The organism is Streptomyces sp. NPDC090088 (genome assembly GCF_044747345.1).
GTDB lineage: Bacteria > Actinomycetota > Actinomycetes > Streptomycetales > Streptomycetaceae > Streptomyces.
Map to the genome: position 1 here is coordinate 574,029 of NZ_JBIVDZ010000004.1, position 20,432 is coordinate 594,460.

Annotated in this window: 14 protein-coding genes; 10 read left to right on the top strand and 4 right to left on the bottom strand. The window is 69.8% G+C overall.

Features of this window, described 5'->3' with window-relative positions; translation table 11 throughout:
* Positions 1-8 precede the first annotated feature (8 nt).
* The 5 genes from ACIPSJ_RS22635 to ACIPSJ_RS22655 all read left to right on the top strand — a co-directional run bounded on the left by ACIPSJ_RS22635 (position 9) and on the right by ACIPSJ_RS22655 (position 5,361).
* Positions 9-1,550, top strand: coding sequence for an AMP-binding protein (locus ACIPSJ_RS22635; RefSeq protein ID WP_401348160.1), 1,542 nt, complete (start codon positions 9-11; stop codon positions 1,548-1,550).
* Positions 1,547-2,329 (top strand): enoyl-CoA hydratase-related protein, encoded by a 783-nt coding sequence (locus ACIPSJ_RS22640; RefSeq protein WP_401348162.1) that lies wholly within the window; start codon positions 1,547-1,549, stop codon positions 2,327-2,329. The genes ACIPSJ_RS22635 and ACIPSJ_RS22640 overlap by 4 nt, the downstream gene beginning before the upstream one ends.
* 105 nt (positions 2,330-2,434) lie before the next feature.
* Positions 2,435-3,409 (top strand): NADPH:quinone oxidoreductase family protein, encoded by a 975-nt coding sequence (locus tag ACIPSJ_RS22645; protein ID WP_401348165.1) that lies wholly within the window; start codon positions 2,435-2,437, stop codon positions 3,407-3,409.
* Between the two features lie 17 nt (positions 3,410-3,426).
* The gene (locus ACIPSJ_RS22650) at positions 3,427-4,143 is read left to right on the top strand and encodes a nitroreductase (RefSeq protein ID WP_401348168.1); all 717 of its coding nucleotides are present in this window, start codon (positions 3,427-3,429) and stop codon (positions 4,141-4,143) included.
* A gap of 60 nt (positions 4,144-4,203) precedes the next feature.
* Positions 4,204-5,361 (top strand): acyl-CoA dehydrogenase family protein, encoded by a 1,158-nt coding sequence (locus tag ACIPSJ_RS22655; protein ID WP_401348170.1) that lies wholly within the window; start codon positions 4,204-4,206, stop codon positions 5,359-5,361.
* A gap of 24 nt (positions 5,362-5,385) precedes the next feature.
* Here ACIPSJ_RS22655 and ACIPSJ_RS22660 read toward each other — a convergent pair whose 3' ends face one another.
* The 4 genes from ACIPSJ_RS22660 to ACIPSJ_RS22675 form a co-directional block, all read right to left on the bottom strand.
* Positions 5,386-6,600, bottom strand: a complete 1,215-nt coding sequence (locus tag ACIPSJ_RS22660) for a multidrug effflux MFS transporter (RefSeq protein WP_401348172.1) — start codon at positions 6,598-6,600, stop codon at positions 5,386-5,388.
* An 84-nt stretch (positions 6,601-6,684) separates the two neighbouring features.
* Positions 6,685-8,238 carry a family 43 glycosylhydrolase gene (locus tag ACIPSJ_RS22665; protein WP_401348174.1) on the bottom strand — a complete coding sequence of 518 codons (1,554 nt, stop codon included), beginning with the start codon at positions 8,236-8,238 and terminating at the stop codon, positions 6,685-6,687.
* 31 nt (positions 8,239-8,269) lie between these two features.
* The gene (locus ACIPSJ_RS22670) at positions 8,270-10,669 is read right to left on the bottom strand and encodes a glycoside hydrolase family 3 N-terminal domain-containing protein (RefSeq protein ID WP_401348175.1); all 2,400 of its coding nucleotides are present in this window, start codon (positions 10,667-10,669) and stop codon (positions 8,270-8,272) included.
* Between the two features lie 47 nt (positions 10,670-10,716).
* Positions 10,717-13,530 (bottom strand): family 78 glycoside hydrolase catalytic domain, encoded by a 2,814-nt coding sequence (locus ACIPSJ_RS22675; protein WP_401348176.1) that lies wholly within the window; start codon positions 13,528-13,530, stop codon positions 10,717-10,719.
* Positions 13,531-13,754: 224 nt separating this feature from the next.
* On the opposite strand from ACIPSJ_RS22675, the gene ACIPSJ_RS22680 reads away from it, so the two are divergent.
* From ACIPSJ_RS22680 to ACIPSJ_RS22700, 5 genes are all read left to right on the top strand, one after another.
* Positions 13,755-14,906 carry a LacI family DNA-binding transcriptional regulator gene (locus ACIPSJ_RS22680; RefSeq protein ID WP_401348178.1) on the top strand — a complete coding sequence of 384 codons (1,152 nt, stop codon included), beginning with the start codon at positions 13,755-13,757 and terminating at the stop codon, positions 14,904-14,906.
* A 375-nt stretch (positions 14,907-15,281) separates the two neighbouring features.
* Positions 15,282-16,811, top strand: coding sequence for an ABC transporter substrate-binding protein (locus tag ACIPSJ_RS22685; RefSeq protein ID WP_401348180.1), 1,530 nt, complete (start codon positions 15,282-15,284; stop codon positions 16,809-16,811).
* Between the two features lie 30 nt (positions 16,812-16,841).
* The gene (locus ACIPSJ_RS22690) at positions 16,842-17,783 is read left to right on the top strand and encodes an ABC transporter permease (protein WP_401348181.1); all 942 of its coding nucleotides are present in this window, start codon (positions 16,842-16,844) and stop codon (positions 17,781-17,783) included.
* Complete coding sequence (locus ACIPSJ_RS22695) at positions 17,780-19,549, top strand: dipeptide/oligopeptide/nickel ABC transporter permease/ATP-binding protein (protein WP_359212544.1); 1,770 nt, start codon at positions 17,780-17,782, stop codon at positions 19,547-19,549. Before ACIPSJ_RS22690 ends, ACIPSJ_RS22695 begins: the two co-directional genes overlap by 4 nt.
* Before the next feature lies 1 nt (position 19,550).
* Complete coding sequence (locus ACIPSJ_RS22700; protein WP_401348183.1) at positions 19,551-20,393, top strand: ABC transporter ATP-binding protein; 843 nt, start codon at positions 19,551-19,553, stop codon at positions 20,391-20,393.
* The last annotated feature ends 39 nt before the right edge of the window (positions 20,394-20,432 follow it).

Sequence of the window (20,432 nt, forward strand, 5' to 3'; positions counted from 1 at the left end):
AGCATCTCGTGCACACCACGCCCTCCCCCGGCGCCCCCTTTCCCGACTCGGTGGCGCGCACCGATCCCGCGCGTCCGGCATTCGTCATGGCCGAGACCGGACACATGGTGACCTACGGCGAACTGGTCGACTCGTCCCGGGCCGTCGCCGCCCTGCTGTGGTCCCGCGGGCTCCGGCACGGTGACTGTGTCGCCATCCTGATGGAGAACACCGCCGACTACCTACCGGTGGCATGGGCGGCGCAACGGCGCGGGCTGCGTTACGTCGGCCTGCCCGTCCGGCTGGAGCCCGCGGAGGCTGCCTACATCCTGCGCGACTCCCAGGCCCGTGCCCTCGTCACCAGCCCCGCCCACGTCGACCGGGCCGCCGCCGCGCTGCTGGAGGCGCCCGGGGTCGAACTGCGATTCAGCACCGGGCCCGCGGCCCAGGGCTTCGAGGAGCTGGCCGAGGCCGCGTCCGCTGCCCTTCCTGTCGTGCCCGAGGAGCGGGAAGGCGTCGACCTGCTCTATTCCTCGGGTACGACCGGCCGGCCGAAGGGCGTCGCGGCGAACCTGCCGTTGGCCCCGCTGGGCACCCCGCCCGGCGTCGCCACCCTGCTGCACGAGCGCTGGGGCCTCGACGAGAAGGCGACGTACCTTTCACCTGCGCCGCTGTACCACGCCGCGCCGTTGCGCTTCTGCATGACGGTGCACCGTTACGGCGGCACTGTCGTGATCATGGAGCGCTTCGGCGCCGAGGCCGCGCTGGAGCTCATCGAACGCCATCGCGTGACCCACACCCAGATGGTTCCGACGATGCTCACCCGAATGCTCAAGCTGCCCGCGGAAGCACGCGCGCGACGTGACCTGTCGTCCCTTCGTGTGCTCGTGCACGCGGCGGCCCCGTGCCCGCCCGAGGCCAAGCGGGCCCTGATCGCCTGGCTCGGACCGATCGTGCACGAGTACTACTCGTCCACCGAGAACTACCTGTTCACCGCGATCGACTCCCAGGAGTGGCTCGCGCACCCGGGCTCGGTCGGACGGCCACTGCTCGGGCGGCCTCACATCCTCGACGAGGTCGGCGGGGAACTGCCCGTGGGCGAGATCGGAACGGTCTGGTCCGAGGGCGGCCTGCCCTTCGAGTACCTGAACGACCCGGCCAAGACCGCGGAGTCACGCAACGACCGTGGCTGGACCACGGTCGGCGACCTCGGCCACCTCGACGCCGACGGCTATCTCTACCTCGCCGACCGCCGCGTCGACCTCGTTCTCTCCGGGGGCGTGAACATCTACCCGCAGGAGGCCGAGAACGTCCTGGTCGCGCACGCGGACGTGGCCGACGCCGCGGTCTTCGGCATTCCGCACGACGAGCTGGGCGAGGTCGTGCACGCCGTGGTCCAGCTCCGCCCGGACCTGGCCCCGAGTCCGGAGATGGCCGAGCAGCTCATCGACTGGTGCCGTCGGCATCTCTCGGCCTACAAGTGCCCACGCGGCCTCGACTTCGCCGACGAGCTGCCACGTTCACCCACCGGCAAGCTGTTCAAGCGCGAACTCAGGGAGCAGTACCGGTGAGCGCGGAGCCGAGCCGCCCCGAGGCCGGCACCAGGGTGGTCTTGGAACGGCACGGCCACGTCCTTGTCATCCGGATGCAGCGCACGGCCAAGCGCAACGCCGTCGACGCAGGCATGACGGCCTCGCTGGATGCCGCGCTGAACGAACTCGACGACGATCCGGATCTTCGGTGCGGGATCCTCACCGGCGGTGGCCAGGTGTTCTCCGCCGGAACCGATCTCGCGGTGGGCGCCGGAGACCCGACGCCCCGCGGCGGACCCTACGGAGTCGTCCGCAGGCAGCGCGCCACCCCTTTGATCGCCGCGGTCGAGGGCGTCGCCCTCGGTGGCGGCTTCGAGCTGGTCCTGGCCTGTGACATGGTCGTTGCGGGCCGGTCGGCCCAGTTCGGTCTGCCCGAGGTGTCCCGGGGCGTGGTGCCCACCTGTGGGGCGCTGTTCCGGGCCTGGCGGCCGCTGCCCCTGACCGTGGCCAAGCAGATGCTGCTGACCGGCAGGCCCCTGCCCGCCCCTCGGGCCTACGAGCTCGGGCTGGTCAACGACCTGGTGGACGACGGCGAGGCGGAGGCTGCCGCCATGGCACTGGCCGACCAGGTCTGTGCGAACTCCCCGCTGTCGGTGAGCGCGACCCTCGCCGCGGTGGACCGGGTCGCCGCCGAGGCGGACGAGCTGGGGTGGGAGGTGACCCGGCATGCGATCGAATCCGTCCTCGGCTCCGAGGACCAGGGCGAGGGCGTCGCCGCCTTCCTGGAGAAGCGGACACCCCGCTGGCGCGGCCGCTGACACCCAGCGGCTTTCCAGGTGCCCCTCCCCCGCGTCCGGCCCCCGGACCGGAACCCCCACCCCGGGACCGGGCCCTGAACCGGACCATCGACATCGGAGGTACTCGTGCGACGCGTCGTCTGCCTGGAGTTCGGCGATCCGTCGGCTCTGCGGATCCTGGAGGAGCCGACACCGCGGCCGCGGCCCGGCGAGGTCCTCGTCGAGCTGACGGCCGTCGGTGTCAGCTTCGTCGACGGGCTCCTCGTGCGCGGCGCCTACCAGGTCCGGCCGCCGCTGCCGTTCACTCCGGGCAGCTGCGTGGCGGGCCGCGTGGTCGCGGCCGGCGAGGGCGTCGCGAGCCCGCCCCTCGGTACCGCGGTGGCGACGGTGCTCGCCGACTTCGGCGGCTACGCCTCACATGTCACCGTTCCCGCCGACGCGGTCGTCCCGTTGCCCGCCGACGTCACCCCCGACATCGCCGCGGCGGCCATGGAGAGTTATCTGACCCTGGTGTTCGCCACCACCCATCGCCTCACGATCGGGCCCGGCGAGCACGTCGTCGTCCTCGGCGCCGGCGGAGGCATCGGCCAAGCCGCGATCGATGTGGCGCGCAGCCTCGGTGCCCGCGTCGTCGCGGTGGCCTCCACGGAGGACAAGCGTGCCGCGGCCAAAGCGGCCGGAGCCGAAGTGACGCTCGGCTACGACAACCTCAAGGACGGCATCCGTGCCGCCACCGGCGGCGGCGCGGACGTCGTCATCGACCCGGTCGGGGGGCCTGCGGCCGAAAGCGCCCTGCGGGCGCTGACGACCGGCGGGCGCTTCTGCGTCCTCGGATTCGCCTCGGGCGACATTCCCCGGTTGCCGGCGAACATCGTGTTGCTGCGCAACCGCTCGGTCGTCGGCGTCGACTGGGGCGACTGGTCGCGCGAAGTCGGCGGACCACGCGGCAACGCGGCCCTCCTCGCCGACGTCCTCGCCCGGATCGGGCGTGGCGAGTTGCACCCGGCGCGGCCCTCGACCGCGTCGCTGACCGACACCGGCCGGGTGCTGCAGTTGTTCGGCGAACGCCGGGCCGTAGGCAAGTACGTCCTGCATCCATGACCCCGGAAAGGCGCCGCATGAGCACCGCGGAGATCCTCGGCAGTTCCGCAGCGAGCGGACCCGCCGGGGCCGACGACTTCGAGGGACTGCTGCGACGGCGCTGGAGCTGTCGCGCCTACCTGCCGGACCAGGTCCCGGACCACGTCATCGCCAGGATGTTCGGCATGGCACAGCGCACCGCGTCCTGGTGCAACACCCAGCCCTGGCACGTCCACCTGACCAAGGGCGAAGCGACCCGGCGCCTGGCACGGAGCCTGACCGAGCACGCGCGCACCCGGCAGCAGGTGTCCGATCTCGAGGCACCCGCCCGGTACCGGGGGGTCTACCGGGATCGCCGCCGGGAGGCGGGACACGCGCTGTACGCCAGCCTCGGGATCGAGAAGACCGATCTGGCCGCGCGAGAGGCGCAGTTGCTGAAGAACTTCGAGTTCTTCGGCGCCCCGCACGTCGCGATCATCACCGGCGACCGGGACCAGGGCGTGTACGGAGCCATCGACTGCGGTGGCTACGTCGCGAACCTGCTCAACGCCGGCACCTCACTCGGCATCGCGACCGTCCCGCAGGCCGCGATCGCCATGCACTCCGACCACGTCCGTACCCACCTCCGGATCCCGGAGGACCAACTGATCGTCTGCGCGGTCGCGTTCGGCTATCCCGACACCGCCCATCCGGCCAACCGCTTCCGCACCACCCGCGCCGACCTCGCCGAGACGGTCGTCGTGATCGACGAGTGACCATCGGGCCGCCGCACCCACACCCCCCCTCCGGCCTCATCACAGGAACGAGCAGAACTGATGAAGCGCACAGTCTTCAACGAGGACCACGAGGCCTTCCGCGTCGTGATCCGGGACTTCATCGCCGACGAGGTCGTGCCCCACTACGCGGCCTGGGAGGAGGCCGGTCTCCCCTCGCGTGACCTGTTCCGCAAACTGGGCGCCCTCGGCGTGACGGGGTTCGGCATCCCGGAGGAGTACGGCGGCCCCGGCGACCCCGGGTACAAGTACCAGGTCGTGCTCAACGAGGAGTGCGCCTACGCGGGCGTGATGCTCGGACACCACACGCTCAGCACCGGCATCGTCCTGCCCTACCTGCTCGACCTGGCCGACGACGAGCAGAAGAAGCGCTGGCTGCCCGGCGTCGCCACCGGCGACATCATGCTGTGCATCGCGATGACCGAACCAGGCACCGGATCCGACCTCGTCGGCGTCCGCACCACGGCCACCCTCTCCGAGGACGGCACCCACTACATCGTGAACGGGTCCAAGACCTTCATCACCGGCGCCCGCAACTCCGAGCTGTGTGTGGTCGTCGCCCGCACCTCCCCGGCCGCCCCGGACCACCGCCGGGCCGGCCTGAGCCTGCTGGTCGTCCCCACCGACAGCGAGGGCTTCACCTTCGGCCGCACGTTGGAGAAGATCGGCCTGCGCTCGTCCGACACGAACGAGCTGTCCTTCGTCGACGTCAAGGTGCCGGTGGAGAACCTGCTGGGCGAGGAGGGCCGCGGCTTCGAGTACCTGGGCCGGAACCTGGTGCGCGAACGCCTGGCCATCGGTGCCGAGGCGATCTCCCGCGCCCGCGCCGCGATCGTGTTCGCCCAGAACTACGTGCGCGAACGTCGGGTCTTCGGCAAGCCGGTCGCCCACTTCCAGAACACCAAGTTCGTGCTGGCCGAGTGCGAGACCGAGGTGGCCGCCGCCGAGGCACTGTGCGACCGGGCGCTCGACCTGGAGGAGGCCGGCCAGCTCACCGCCGCCGACGCCGCCCGGATCAAGCTGTTCGGTACCGAGGTCGCCGGCCGGGTCATCGACAAATGCCTCCAGCTGCACGGCGGTTACGGTTACGTCCTGGAGTACCCGATCGCCCGCATGTACGCCGACACGCGCGTCAACCGGATCTACGGCGGCACCAGCGAAGTGATGAAGTCGATCATCGCCAAGGACATGGGGCTGTAGCGGCGGAAACCCGTCCAAAGACTGCTACTCACAGCCTCTGGCCTCCTCGCAGTCCGGCGCCGGGACGCTCGACGACGTCGGCTCGTGGCTTCTCACCGCGGGCGTCACCAGCACCCGCAGTGACACGAGCGCCACGCACGACAGCCCGCCCAACACGACGCCGAGCGCCAGGACCCGGTCAGGGCCGGTACCGGACAGCGGGGAAACGAGCGAGGCGAAGCCGAAGTTGACGAAGCCGAGCACAGACGCCGCGGTGCCGGCCTGCTGGGCATGCCGCTGAAGGGCGACGACCTGGACCGTCGGCATACAGGCGCCCGCCGCGAGCAGGAAGAGGAACAGGGCGACGGTGAAACCGACGACGCCGAGCGCCAACAGGCTTGTCAGCCCCGTCCCAGCGGCGGCCGTCAGCGCTGCGCCCAGAGCCCAGCGCAGTACCCGCTGCGGCGAGAACCGCGTCAGCGCCCTGGCCGCCACCTGGGACCCCACGGCGAACGCCGACGCGTTGACGGCGAACAGCAGGGCATAGGCGTCGGCACCCAGTCCGTAGGTGGTCTGGAAGGCGAACGAGGAGGTCGACAAGTAGGCGAACACACCACCCACCATCGTCGCGCCGATGACCGACGCCCCCGTCAGTCCCCTGTCCGTCAACACCGCCCTGTAGCGGTGCTTCACCGAGCTCCGGTCCCTCGGGCCGGAGCCACCGCCGGTCAAAGTCTCGGGCAGGACGGCAAAACACAGCACCACCGCGACGAGGCCGTACCCGGCCAGGGCGGCGAACACCCCGCGCCAGCCCGCGGCCCACAGCAGCAGCGACCCCAGCAGCGGAGCCACGACCGGGGCCAGGCCACTCAGCAGCGCGAGCCGGGCCAGAACCCTGACCAGACGTCGGCCCTCGAAGGCGTCACGGGCGACGGCGGTGGCCACGACGGAGACACCTGCGGCGCCGAGTCCCTGCAGAAACCGCCACACCAGCAGCCACTCGGCGCTGCCGACCAGAGCGATGGCCGCGCTGGCGGCAACGTGGATGCCCGTGGCGGACATCAACGGCCAACGACGCCCGACAGCGTCGCTGAGCGGCCCGAAGAGCAGTTGCCCGGCCGCGACTCCCAGGAGCGTGGCCGACAGCGACCACTGGATCTGAGCGGCGCTGGCTCCCAGGTCCGCGGCCATGCGTGGAAAGGCCGGCAGGTAGAGGTCCGTGGTCAACGGGCCCAGCACCGCCAGCAGTGACAGCGTCACCACCACTCCGGCCGGTGCCCGAGAACCCGCTGTCCGGTCAGCACTCATACATGTCCCAGCCCCGGACACCGGGACGAGCACCGCTCACGTGCCCGCCGCCCCGTGGTAGCCGAAGTCGGCAAAGCGGACCGTGCCCTCCTCGGCGAACATTCCGATCACGCGGCCGGTGAAGGGGACCGCGGTCTCGACCGACCAGACCCGCCCGTCGAATTCGGTGACGCGTTTCTCGACGCCGGTTGCGTCGACGACGCTCAGCCGGATCAGGTCACCGGACGGCAGCCACTGAGGATCGCAGGACGCCGGAGCGAGCGTGGTGATGCGCAGGACGACCTCGTCGTCGGGCACCTCGGTGCTCCAGGAGTTGAGGAGGGTCGGCATCGACGCCCTGGCCGTGACACGGGTGCCGCGTCCCGTCGGTGACCGCTCGGCGACCACGCCGATGGTGAAGTTCTCGTCGAGACGGATCCCCAGACCGCCCCTGCCGTCGGCCGGGTCGACCCGGGCGCTCACCGTACTGGTCACGTGCCTCTGCCGACGGCCCACGAAGTCGGGGCGGAAGGAGTCGATGCCACCGGAGTCTGCGTGCAGGGTGAGGTAGCCGGGACGCTCGTCGAGGGACGCGACCGACTCGGGGGTACGGCCCACCGCGAGCCAGCCCGGGTCGGCCAGGGCGGTCGTGTCCGTGAACTCGAAGTATTCCTCGGCGGATTCCGACCGGGGGTTGTACGGCACCGGAGCCGCGTACGGCCAGCCGTCGGCCCAGTCGACAGCGGTCACGTACGTTTCCCGCCCGAGGGGCGAGGTCCGGCCGGCCGTGCGGGTGCCCAGAAGGATCAGGAGGTCCCTGCCGTCCGGTCCGCGGACCAGGTCGGCGTGGCCGGTGCACTGCACACGCCGGTCCGTCCCCGATGCGCTCAGGATCGGGTTGTGCGGTGCCCCTTCGAACGGTCCCTCGGCACTGGGGCCTCGGGCGATGCTCACCGAGTGGCCGTACCCGGTACCCCCCTCCGCGATCATGAGGTACCAGAAGCCGTCCCGGCGGTAGAGGTGCGGAGCCTCCGGGGCGGTCAGCCCGGTACCGGACCAGAGTTCGCGTGGCTTCTCCAGCACCTCGCCGGTGGTCAGGTCGACCCTCGCCTGGAGGATGCCGTGATGGGCGATGACACGCGTCCCGTCCATCTCCAGACCGCTGTATGTGACGTACGCGGTGCCGTTCTCGTCCCACGCCAGGTCGGGGTCGATGCCCTGGACACCGTCGAGACCGAGTCCCTCGCTCCAGGGGCCTGCCGGGTCGGTCGCGGTGAAGACCACACAGCCGCGCGCTCCGGCGGCCACCGTGACGATCACGTGGTACAGGCCGTCGTGATAGCGCAGGGTCGGCGCCCACACCCCTGCGGTGGACGGCGTCCCGGCGATGCCGACCTGCTCCTCGCGAGTGGCGACGTTGCCGATGTGTTCCCAGGTGGCGAAGTCGGTGCTCCGGTACACCGGGAGGGCGGGCAGGTACTCGAACGTCGAGGTGACCGCGTAGTACGTCCCGTCGACGAGGACGCAGCTCGGGTCCGGGTTGAAGCCCGGGATCAGCGGGTTGGGCAGTTCTGTGGGCTCGATCGAGGCCGAATCCGGCTGTGACGTCACGGTGGTTCCTTGGGTTGGTCGCTGATGCGGATCAGACCTGGTCGATCTGCGTCTCGGAGAGGAAGGACCGCTCCGGACTGGCGAGGAGCCGGGGCTTGCCGGCCACGGTGAAGGCGCCCTCCAAGCGGCGGTCGTCGGAGTCGAAGCCGAGGAAGTAGGGGACGGTCCCCGGTTCGACGGCGAACTCACGGGCCACGTTCGTGTGTCCGAGCTGGGCGGCGGCCAGCCGGAAGGTGACCCTGCGCGACGCGCCCGCCTCCAGCTCGACCCGGGCGAAGCCGGCCAGCTGCTGTGCGGGCTGGGCGACACCGGTGGCGGGGATCCGCACATAGAGCTGGAGTGTCGCGGTCCCCTCGACGGAACCGGTGTTGGTGACCGTCGCGCCGATGGCGGCGGTGCCCTCCGTGGTGATCTCCGCGTCGCCGGACAGGTCGGTGAGCGTGAAATCGGTGTAGCTCAGCCCGTGCCCGAAGGGGTACAGCGGGGTCGCCTCAAGGTCCAGGTAAAGCCGGTTCACGCCCGGAGGCAGCGGGTTGCGGTAGCCCGTGCCGGCGGGCTGGTGGTGGTAGACCGGGATCTGGCCGGTGTGCCGGGGGATGCTGTAGGGCAGCTTGCCGCTCGGGTTGACGGCTCCGAAGAGGACCTCGGCGACCGCGCCGGGCCCGAACGGACCGCCGTACGGAGCGATGACGATCGCAGCGGCGTCACGCACCACCTCGGGCAGCGAGTACGCACGTCCTTGGAAGAGCACCACCACGAACGGCTTGCCCGTGGCGGCGACCGCCTCGGCAAGAGCCACCTGCTCCGCGGGCAGCGAGATGTCCGCCGAGTCGCTGCCCTCACCCTCCGTACGGTCACCCGTGAACCACAGGCTAGCTCCGCCGAGTGCGAGGACGACGACGTCGGAGCGGCCCGCGATGCCGACCGCGCGCTCGACCGCCTCCGCGTCCAGTGGCCGTGTCACACCGGTGCCCGGCTCCACCAGGACGGTGCCGGCGAAGTCCTGGACGGCCTCGGCGAGTGAACGGGCACCGTGCCGCTCGCGGACGAAGGTCTCCGGGTCGACCGGCGGGAACAGCTCGTCGTTCCACGAGGCCAGGCCCGGATCCGCGCCCACCTGGTTGCCGAGCGCGCCCTGCGACATGCGCACGATCATCTCCCGCCAGGCGGGATAGGTGTAGGTGGGGAACTGCAGGGAGGGCGCGTCGGCGTGCGGGCCGATGACGGCGACCGTGCGCCCGCCGCCCGCCAGCGGCAGCAGCCCGTCGTTCTTCGCCAGGACGACGCCGCGCCGGGCGAGTTCGCGCGAGACCTCCTCGCCCTCCCGTGCCGTGGCGTCCAGATCGATGTGCTCCGCCGGGTACGGGTTCTCGAACAGGCCGAGCTCGAACTTGGCCTGCAGCACCCGCAGGACGCAGGTGTCCACGTCGCGCTCGTCGACTTCGCCCCGCCGGACCGCCTCGGCGAACTCCTTGCCGTAGCCGTACGGCGTGGGCAGCTCCACGTCGAGGCCCGCGTGGATCGCCATCGCCCCGGCCGCCTCGGGGGTGGCCGCGGCTCCCTGCCGCTTCACCACGTGCTCCAGCGTCGTGTAGTCCGAGGCGACGAAGCCGTCGAAGCCCAGGGTCCCGCGCAGCAGGTCCGTCAGGATCTCGCGGGAGACGCCGACGGGAACGCCGTCCACCGTCGCGTACGAGTTCATCACCGACTTGAGGCCCGCCAGCTGGATGGCGGCCTCGAACGGGTAGGCGAACAGGTCGCGGGTACGGCGGGCGCCGCCCTCGTAGGCGGAGAGGTTGATGCCACCGGAGGCGAGACCGTAGCCGAGGAAGTGCTTGGCCGTCGCGATGACGCCCTCGGACAGGTCCTCGCCCTGCAGGCCGCGGGTGTAGGCGACGCTGAGCGCGGCGGAGAGGTACGGGTCCTCGCCGTAGGTCTCGTGCACGCGGCCCCACCTCGGGTCGAGCGCGACGTCCATGACCGGCGCCAGTGCCTGCCGGAAGCCGATCCGGCGCATCTGTGCGCGGATGACGTCCGTCATCGCCTCCACCAGGTCGGGGCTCCATGCCGACGCCAGCCCGGTGCCGGTCGGGAACACCATGTGGCCGCCCGCGCAGAAGCCGTTGAGGGCCTCCTGGTGGATGAGGGCCGGGATGCCGAGCCGGGTGCGGGTCACGTACTGGCGCTGGATCTCGCCCGTCATGCGCGCGAGCCGGGCCGGATCGTCGGCCGTCAGACCGGCGACGTGTCCCGGGGCCGTCTTGATCACTTCCTCGGCGCCCTCGGCCTCCGAGCCGTCCGGGCGGACCAGGAACCACGGCCAGCTGGCGGTGAGCTGGGCGCACTTCTCCTCCAGCGTCATCTCCCGCAGGAGCAGCTCGGCGCGGAGGCCGGAGGGCAGACTGGCGTCGCGGTGGTCCTGAGGGGACATGGGCGAGGTTCTCCTCTTGTGTTGCATGAGCGATGACACCGGAGCCGTCAGTGGGAACCGGGGTTGATGATGGCGTTCACGGCCTGCTGGAAGGCGTCGGCACCAGGATGGAGGTCCTGCGGGATGAGCGCCCCGGCGAGTGCTCCGGCGGGGGCGTCGAGGTAGCCGGAGAGACCTGCCGCGGCCTGGGCCTCGCCACGGGGGGCCAGCCCGGTCTCGACGGCCGCGCTGACCACGGCGGACCAGGCGGTCGGGTCGTCCAGGACGTCCCGGACCGTGGTGGCAGCGGCCGAGCCGTTCGAGGGCTCGACCGGGTCGGGCACCACCCAGTGGTGCTCGCCGTGGCCGACCAGAACGGGTTCGGCGGAGCCGGGAAGGTGTACCTGCGCGGTCGCCCCCACCGGCACGCGTACGTCCAGCCGGAACCGTCCGTCGGCGCGCTCCCACCCGACGAAGGCTTCTCCGTACGACGTGAGGTGCCGGGCGGAAGCAGAGGTGAGGGCCGTGGTGGGATGTGGCCGAACGGAGATCCTCCGGTAACCCGGGGCGGCCGGAGCCAGACCGGCGACTCCACGGTGCAGCCAGTCGGCGACCGCGCCGAGCGCGTAGTGGTTGAACGATGTCATCTCGCCGGGGTTGATGCTGCCGTCGGGCAGCATGCTGTCCCAGCGTTCCCAGACGGTCGTCGCTCCCATCGTCACCGGATACAGCCATGAGGGGCAGCCGGTCTGCAGCAGCAACCGGTAGGCGACGTCCGTGTGGCCGGTGGAGTCGAGCGCGTCGGTGACGAGCGGGGTCCCCACGAAACCGGTGCTGATGCGGAAGCCACCCGCGCGTACGAGGTCCGCCAGCCGTCGCCCGGCTTGCGCGCGCTGCTCGGCAGTGTGCAGGAGCCCCCATTCGATGGCGAGGGCGTACACGGTCGGCGAGTCCGAGAGGATGCGGCCCGCGGCGGTGACGTAGGCACGGTCGAACGCCTCACGGACCTCGGCGGCCAACACCGCGTACCGGTCGGCGTCCTCATGACGGCCCAGAACCCGCGCGGCTTCGGCCACGACCGCGGCGGAGCGGGCCAGGTGGGCGGTGGCGACCACGTCGGGGTCGGCCTTGGCCCGGAAGGGATCCTCCGGCGGAGCCGTCGGGTCGAGCCAGTCGCCGAACTGGAAGCCACCGGTCCACAACCGGTCCGGGCCGGCGAGGTCGGCCACCTTGTCCACCCAGGCGCGCATGCTCGGCCACTGCTGCTCCAGGACGCCCTTGTCGCCGGTGCGCTGATACAGCACCCAGGGCACGATCGCGGCGGCGTCGCCCCATGCCGCGGCCGCCGGCGCGGCGTCGCGCAGTACGTCCGGCACGACGAAAGGCACGGATCCGTCGGGAAGCTGCTCGGCCGCCAGGTCCTTGAGCCAGGAACCGAGGAAGCCCGAGCTGTCGAACAGGAAGGCCGCGGTCGGGGCGAACACCTGGATGTCGCCGGTCCAGCCGAGGCGCTCGTCGCGCTGGGGGCAGTCCGTGGGTACGTCGACGAAGTTGCCGCGCATCCCCCACACCACGTTCTCGTGGAACCGGTTGAGCAGGTTGTGGGAGGAGGTGAACCAGCCGGTGCGGCGCAGGTCCGACCCGATCACCACGGCTTCGACGTCCTCGGAACGCAGCTCGGGCACGCCCGTCACCTCCGCGTAGCGGAAACCGTGGAAGGTGAGAGAGGGTTCGAGGAACTCCTCGCCCGTTCCGGCGAGGTAATAGCTGTCGGTGGCTTCGGCGGTGCGCAGCGGACGGGTGCCGAGTTCGCCCTCCTCCAGGACTTCCGCGTGGCGTACGACGACCTCGGTGCCCGGAGCCAGACCGCGTACCCGCAGCCGTACCCATCCCACGGCGTTCTGACCGAAGTCGACCAGTGTCCGGCCGGACGGGGACGTCCATACCTTCTCGGCCGGCAGGACGTGGCTCGTCCGGACCGGCGGCCCGTCCGGAGCGACCAAGCGCGTGAGGTCACCCTCCACCACCTCGACCACGCCAGTGGCCGAACGCCACCCGCCACCGCGTCGACGCAGATCGGCCCGCTGACCGTCATAGAGGTCGTCGGCCAGGATCTCGCTCTCCCGTGCGGTCCAGGTACCGTCGGTGGCCAGCACGTGGACCCGCCCGTCGGTCGTGGTGACCTCGAGCTGTGCCAGCAAGGCCAGCCGGTCGCCGTACAGCGCCCGCTCCTGGTTGAAGCCGAGACGGCCGCGGTACCAGCCGTTGCCGAGCAGTACCTCCAGTACGTTCTCCCCGCTCCGCACCAGCTCCGTCACGTCGTACGTCTGATACCGGAGCCGATGCTCGTAGGAGGTCCAGCCCGGTGCGAGTACGAGGTCGCCGACGCGGCGGCCGTTGAGCGTGGGGACGTACACGCCGTGCGCGGTGGCGTAGAGCCGCGCCTTACGGATTTCGCCCGGCACCTTGATCGCTCCCCTCAGTACCGGTGCCGGCATACGCAGGCCCCCGATACCGACCGGGCTGATGAAGCCGGCGTTCCAGTCGTCGGCGTCGAGCAGGCCGGCCTCGACGACCGCGGATTCGCTCCACTCGCTCCACTGGTCCTGACAGGCGACGCGGACCCGCACCGCCGCATACTCCCTCGATGCGAGCGGCGGCGCCGGCCAGGGGACCAGCACCTGCTCGGTGCTGTCGACCCGGTAGCTCACGGTGGTCCCGCCGCGCAGGACCTCGATCTCATATGCCGTCTGGTGGTAGTCCACGTCCGCCCGCGGGACCACCCATGACAAGCGCGGGGAGCCCGTCCCGATCCCGCGTACCGGCGAAACATCGGTGAGGTGCTCGAACCGGGGGGCACAGGGAGCGGCAGCCACGACCATGCAGAACTCCAGAGTCTCTAGCATTCGGTGACCGGTCCCGAGGCGGGCGCGATACGGCTCCGCGGAGAAACGCCTGCCTCGCAGGCTGAGGGGCCTCTTGACGGGCCGGTATTGTGTAACGTTCTACGCAAGGAGCGTAAAGAGCGGCCTGAACTCATGTCAAGGCACCGGAGGCGTCGAACGATGGGGCAACGAGGGAAAACAGCACTTGTACGATGGCGTGAATGGACAGCAGCTCTGCCGACGCCGACCTGCGGGGCGACATGACCACCCCACCCGACGGCGGGGGGCGGTCCTCCCGCAGCCGCCCCGACGACACCGCCCAGCCCACCGGTGTCCGCCGGGTGACCATCCAGGACGTCGCGAAAGAAGCACGGGTCTCGGTGTCGGCCGTGTCCAAGGTGCTCCGCGACGCCTACGGCGTCAGTCCGGAGATGCGGGCCAAGGTCGGCAGCGCGATCGAGAAGCTGGGCTACCGGCCGCAGGCCGGGGCTCGCGCCATGCGGGGCCGTTCCTACACGGTCGGCATCATGCTCACGGCGCTGTCGCACCCTTTCCAGCCCGAGATCGCCGAAGGCGTCACGGACGAACTGGATCCGACTCCCTACCAGGAGATACTCATCACCGGCGGGTCTGCGCCAGAGCGTCAGCAGCGCAGCATCGAGGCGCTGGTCGACCGCCAGGTCGACGGCCTCATCGTCGTCGCGCCGGAAATGAGTACGTCTTGGCTCGAACGCCTCGGGGCCAGCCTGCCCACCGTCGTGATCGCCAGGCACGGTGGCGCCGCCGGCCATGACACCGTTGTCGACGACGACCGGGGAGGCGCACGCCTCATGGTCGATCACCTGGTGGGTCTCGGACACCGGCGCATCGCACACACCAGTCACCCCACGGGCAGCCTCGAAAGGCCGTTCGTCCTGTCGCACACCGCTCGTCGCGACGGGTACGTCGAGGCCATGAAGAGACACCGGCTCGAACCGGACGTGATCGTGACGACCTACACGGAGGAGGGCGGGTACCAGGCCGCCGTCGAGGCTCTCTCCCGGCCCGTACCACCGACCGCCATCTTCGCGGGAGCCGACATCGCCGCGCTGGGCGTCCTACGGGCGGCGGAGGAGCGTGGGCTCCGGGTGCCCGAGGACCTCACGGTGACCGGCTACGACAACGTGAACGCGTCATCCATCGGCAGGGTCTCCCTCACCACGGTCGACCAGGCCGGCCACCTGACCGGCCAGATGAGCGCGCGACTCCTCCTTGAGCGCCTGAACGGGCGCACCCAGCCGATCCATTACGTCGTCGCACCCCGTCTCGTGACCCGGGGGACGAGCGCCGCTCCCGCCAACGGACCCGCCGCGTCAGTGGCACGTTCCTCCTGAGTCATGACCGGCAAAGTCGTACAACGGTGCACTCCTTCCGGGGCCGCACCGTTGTTTTTATGCCCTGCCGCCAACCGGCCCGCATCCGCCAGTTGAACGGAAGGCACGCCTCCAAGACACCAAACGCCTGGTCGCGACAGTTCGACGCCATAGATTGAAGATCACGCTACAGGCACGTTGCCGAAATGTTACCCCTCGGGGTTGGCTCGATCTCTTGACTGGCCCACCTCCCCTCCGTAACTTGCGGCGTAGAACGTTGTACACATCATCTCCGATCCAGTTTGCGGCGTGCGTTTCGCCGGCCGCTCTGGACGAATCTGCGCCAGCCGGCATGCAACCAGGCTGCAACTTCACTCGCGTCCGAAGGAGTCAACCATGCGGCGCATCACCCGTCCCGCAACCGCAGCGGTCACCATGACCACTGCCCTCGCCGCACTGGCCGCGCTGAGCGGCTGCACCGACGCGAGCTCCACCTCGGGGAACGCGGGAGACAAGGACACCCTCACCCTCGGGATGACCCAGGACATCCAGGGCTGGGACCCCACGAGCCAGCCCAGCTACCAGGGCTGGGGCGCGTCCGCGGTCTACGAATCCCTCTTCCGCTGTGACGCGCTGGGCAAGCCCCACCCCGCCGCCGCCGAGTCCTGGACGTTCAAGCCGGGCAACATGGGTGTGACGGTTCATCTGCGGTCGGGGATGAAGTTCTCGGACGGGACACCCGTCAACTCGGCGGCCGTGAAGACGATGATCGAATACGCCGGGAAGCAGAGTGCCAGCGCCACCCGGTTCGCCGGCATGAAGGTCACCACACCGGACGACCTCACGGCAGTGATCACCACCCCGTCGCCCAACCCGGTGTTCACCGCCCGAATGTGCGAGGCGAAGCTGGCCAGCCCGAAGTATCTGGCTGCCGGCAACACTCAGAAGGCGCCGGTCGGATCGGGTCCGTACACGCTGGACACCAAGGCGACGACCAGCGGCTCCGTGTACACGTTCGTCAAGAACGACAACTACTGGGACAGCAAGACCTTCCCTTACAAGAAGCTCGTCCTGAAGGTGCTCACCAACGAGACGGCCTCGATCAACGCCCTCAAGACCGGCCAGATCGACGGCTCGCTCATCACGCAGGCGACCTACACCCAGGCCAAGGCTGCCGGGCTGAAGATCCAGACCCAGCACAGCCAGGTGTCCCGGCTGCTCCTGACGGACCACCTCGGCAAGAAGATCCCCGCTCTCGGCAACGTGAACGTGCGCCGCGCGATCAACATGGTGTTCGACAAGGACTCCATCGCGAAGAACCTGTACCACGGGCTGGCCGGTACCACGCCCCAGATCTTCCGCCCCGGCAGCGCCGCGTACATCGAGGGCATGAAGGACCCGTACCCCTACGACGTCGAGGCGGCCAAGGCCCTGATGGCGAAGGCGGGCTACGCCAAGGGGTTCAGCATCGAGGTCCCGTACATGCAGGGCCAGAACATGGACGCGGTGCTGCCCGTCGTCAAGCAGCAGCTGGGGCTGCTGAACATCAAGGTCAAGCAGGTCACCCTGTCGGGGCCGAACGCCATCAGCGAACTGCTCAGCGGCAAGTACCCCATGCCCTTCTGGATGCTCGGCAACTACGGCGACTCGCGGCTGGACATGGAGGACTACATCCTGCCCGACGGCAACTGGAACGTCATGCACCAGACGGACCCGACCGTGGCCAAGCTCTGGAAGAAGATCCTCACCGACGACACGGCGCAGTCCGCCAAGGACCAGCAGGCCATCAACCGCTACGTCGTGGACCAGGCCTGGTTCGTGCCGCTGGCCTCCCCGGGCATGTTCTACGCCTACAACCCCAAGCTCAAGGTCCAGCAGTCCACCGACCCCAACGCCCTGCACCCGCTGCTGTGGGACTTCAAGTAGTTCCACGGGTGTAAGTGATCGGAGTCGCAGATGTTGGTCCCTGTACTGAAGAAACTGGTCCGCTCGCTGACCGTGCTGCTCGTGGTCAGCTTCGCCACCTTCGTCCTGATGTACGGCAACGGGCCGGGAATCGCACGCGCGGTCCTGGGCACGAACGCCAAGGAATCGGATGTGAAGGCGGAGACGGCCAAACTCGGTCTGGACGATTCGCTCATGGTGCAGTACGGCAGATGGATCAAGGGCGTCGTCACCGGCAACCTCGGCGACTCCTTCTTCACCGGCCAGTCCGTGTCATCGGCGCTCGCCTCCCGGGTGCCGGTGACGCTCACTCTGATCGTGCTCTCCATCCTGCTGACGGTGGTGGTGAGCGTCCTCGTGGGCGTCACCGCCGCCGTCCGCGGCGGGTGGGTCGACCGGGTGGTGCAGTTCCTGGCCGTCCTGGGGGCGGCGGTACCGCCCTTCATCATCGCCATCGGACTTGTCTTCGCTTTCGCCGTGTCGGTCCGTATGTTCCCGGCCACGGGATACGTCTCCCCGGACCAGAGCCCGAGCGGATGGCTGGAGTCGGTCACCCTTCCGGTCGTGGCTCTCCTCGTGGGCTCGGTCGCCAACGCGGCCTCACAGTTCCGCGGAGCCGTTCTGGACACCCTCTCCCAGGACTTCGTCCGCACACTGCGGGCCCGCGGGATCCCCGAGTCGCAGGTGATCTTCCGGCACGTGCTGCGCAGCGCCGCCGGCCCCGGACTCATCGCCCTGAGCCTGCAGACCGTCGGTCTCATCGGCGGGGCGGTGATCATCGAACAGGTCTTCGCCCTGCCGGGCCTGGGCGACCTGAGCAACACCTCGGCCCAGAAGGGCGACGTCCCGATCGTGATGGGCTGCGTGCTGGTGACCATCGTCATCGTGCTCGTCGTCAACGTGCTGGGTGACCTCGCCGTGGCCGCGCTCAATCCGAAAGCGAGGAAGCGGTGACCACAACCCCGCCCCTGGAAGCAGCCGAGCTGGTGGAACCGACCGTGAAGGGACGTTCCCTGCTCCGGCGGCTGCTGGCCAATCCTCAGGGCCTGGTCTGCCTGGCCTTCCTCCTCTTCGTCGTGTTCCTGGGGGTGTCCAGCCCCTGGCTGGCCCCCCACGACCCGAACGCCACGGACCTCAGCGCGGTGAACGCCGGCCCGTTCAGCTCAGGTCACCTCCTCGGCGCCGACTCGACCGGACGGGACATCCTGTCCCGGCTGATGTGGGGCACCCGGCAGACGACGCTCGCCTGCCTGGTGGTGCTCCTCGTCTCCGTGGTACTCGGCGTGACCACCGGCCTGGTCGCCGGTTTCTACCGGGGCCGGACCGACGCGGTGTCGAACTGGGTGTCCGACGTCGTCATGTCGACCCCCGGCGTCATCCTGCTCATCGCGCTGTACGCGCGGACCGGGTCCAACATCGTCGCCGCCATGGCCACGTACGGACTCATCGTCGCGCCCTCGTACTTCCGCCTGGTCAGGTCCATCGTCCTCGGGGTCCGCAGCGAGCTCTACGTGGACGCCGCCAAGGTGGTGGGGCTGTCCGATCTCCGCATCGTCGGCCGCCACGTCCTGTGGGCCGTTCGCGCACCGGTCGTGATCCAGAGTTCGTTCATCCTCGCCTCGGCCATCAGCATCGAGGCCGGCATGGGCTTCCTCGGCCTGGTGGATCCGGCCAAGGCCTCGTGGGGCGGCGTCCTTCAGGAGGCCTTCGGCAACATCTACAACAACAAGGCCGGCGTCCTGTGGCCCGCCCTTCTCATCAGCCTCACCGTCATGTCCTTCGTCCTGCTCGGCAATGCCCTGCGCGACACCATGCAGTCGACGGCGAGCCAGAAGAAGCTGTCGCCGCGCCGTCTCCGCGAGGTCGTCGAACTGGCCCGTGCGGCAGCACGACCGGCCTCCGACGACCGCCCCGCGCCCGCCGACGCGGTGCTGTCCATCCGTGGTCTGCGCGTCGGGTACCAGAACAACGAGGACGGTGTGCGGGAGGTCGTCCACGGAGTCGACCTCGACGTGCGACGCGGCGAGATCCACGGTCTGGTGGGTGAGTCCGGGTCCGGCAAGTCGCAGATCGCCTTCTCCACTCTGGGCATCCTGCCCCGCGAAGCGGTGGTCCTCGGCGGCAGCATCCTCCTGGGCGGAAAGGACCTGCTGGCCGACGAACAGCAGATGCGCGCGGCGCGCGGTCGGCACATCGCGTACGTGCCGCAGGAGCCCATGTCGAACCTCGACCCCAGCTTCACGGTCGGCGCGCAGCTCACCCAGGGCCTCCGCGCGGTCAAGGAGATCAGCAAGCGGGAGGCGGAGCAGGAACTGCTGGCCCTCCTGGCACGGGTCGGGATCAAGGATCCCGAGCGCGTCTTCAAGCTGTACCCGCACGAGATCTCGGGTGGCATGGCCCAGCGCGTGCTGATCTGCGGCGCGGTGGCCTCCGGTCCCGACCTCATCGTCGCGGACGAGCCGACGACCGCCCTGGACGTGACGGTGCAGGCGGAGGTGCTGGAACTGTTGCGCGAACTGCGCGACGAACGCGGACTCGCGGTGATCCTCGTGACCCACAACCTCGGGGTGGTCGCGGACCTCTGCGACACGGTCAGCGTGATGAGGGACGGACGCATCGTGGAGCGCAACGAGGTGGACGCACTCTTCGACGCCCCCGCAGAGGCGTATACCCGGGAACTGCTCTCGTCGGCACGCCGTGTCGAGATCGCGGAGGTGTGAGGTGGCTGAGCCCGTACTGAAGGTCGAAAACCTCGTCGTCCGCTACGGCGGCCGGCGCGGCACGGGGACCACGGTGATCGACGGCGTCAGCTTCGACCTGCGCGCCGGGGAGACCCTGAGCCTGGTCGGCGAGTCCGGATCGGGGAAGACGACCATCGGTCGTGCGATCCTCGGGCTCGCGCCGGTGACCGAGGGTTCGATCACTTTCCGCGGTGAGCCGGTCAGCAACATCTCACGGGCCCGCAGGCGGAAGGTCGCCCACGACATCCAGGTCATCTTCCAGGACCCCTACTCCTCGCTGAATCCCTCGATGACGGTGGAGAGCATTCTCGTCGAACCGCTGATCGCCGGCGGCGTGGCACAGGGCCGGACTCGCGTGCGGGAACTCCTGGACGCCGTCGGTCTGCCCGCCGACTCCGGGCGGAGGTACCCGAAGGAGTTCTCCGGCGGACAGCGGCAGCGCATCGCCATCGCACGAGCTCTCGCGCTCGACCCCTCCGTCATCATCTGCGACGAGCCCACCAGCGCACTGGACGTGACGACCCAGGCCCGGGTGCTCACGCTTCTGGAGGACATCCAGCGCGACACGGGCGTCGCCTACCTGTTCATCAGTCACGACCTGGGGGTGGTGAACGAGGTCAGCGACCGGATCGCCGTCCTCAACCAGGGCCGCATCGTCGAGATCGGCGCGGCACGGGATGTCGCGATGAACCCGCAGCATCCGTACACCCGCAAGCTGCAGATGGCGGCCCCGGTCGCCGATCCGAGGAAACAGCGCGCCCGACGGGCTCGGCGGTTGGCGGCGAACAGCGCGGAGCTCTCCGAGCTCGAGAAGAGCTCATAGGCCGACTTCGTTCAGCGCTCGACAGAAGAGTCCGGCCCA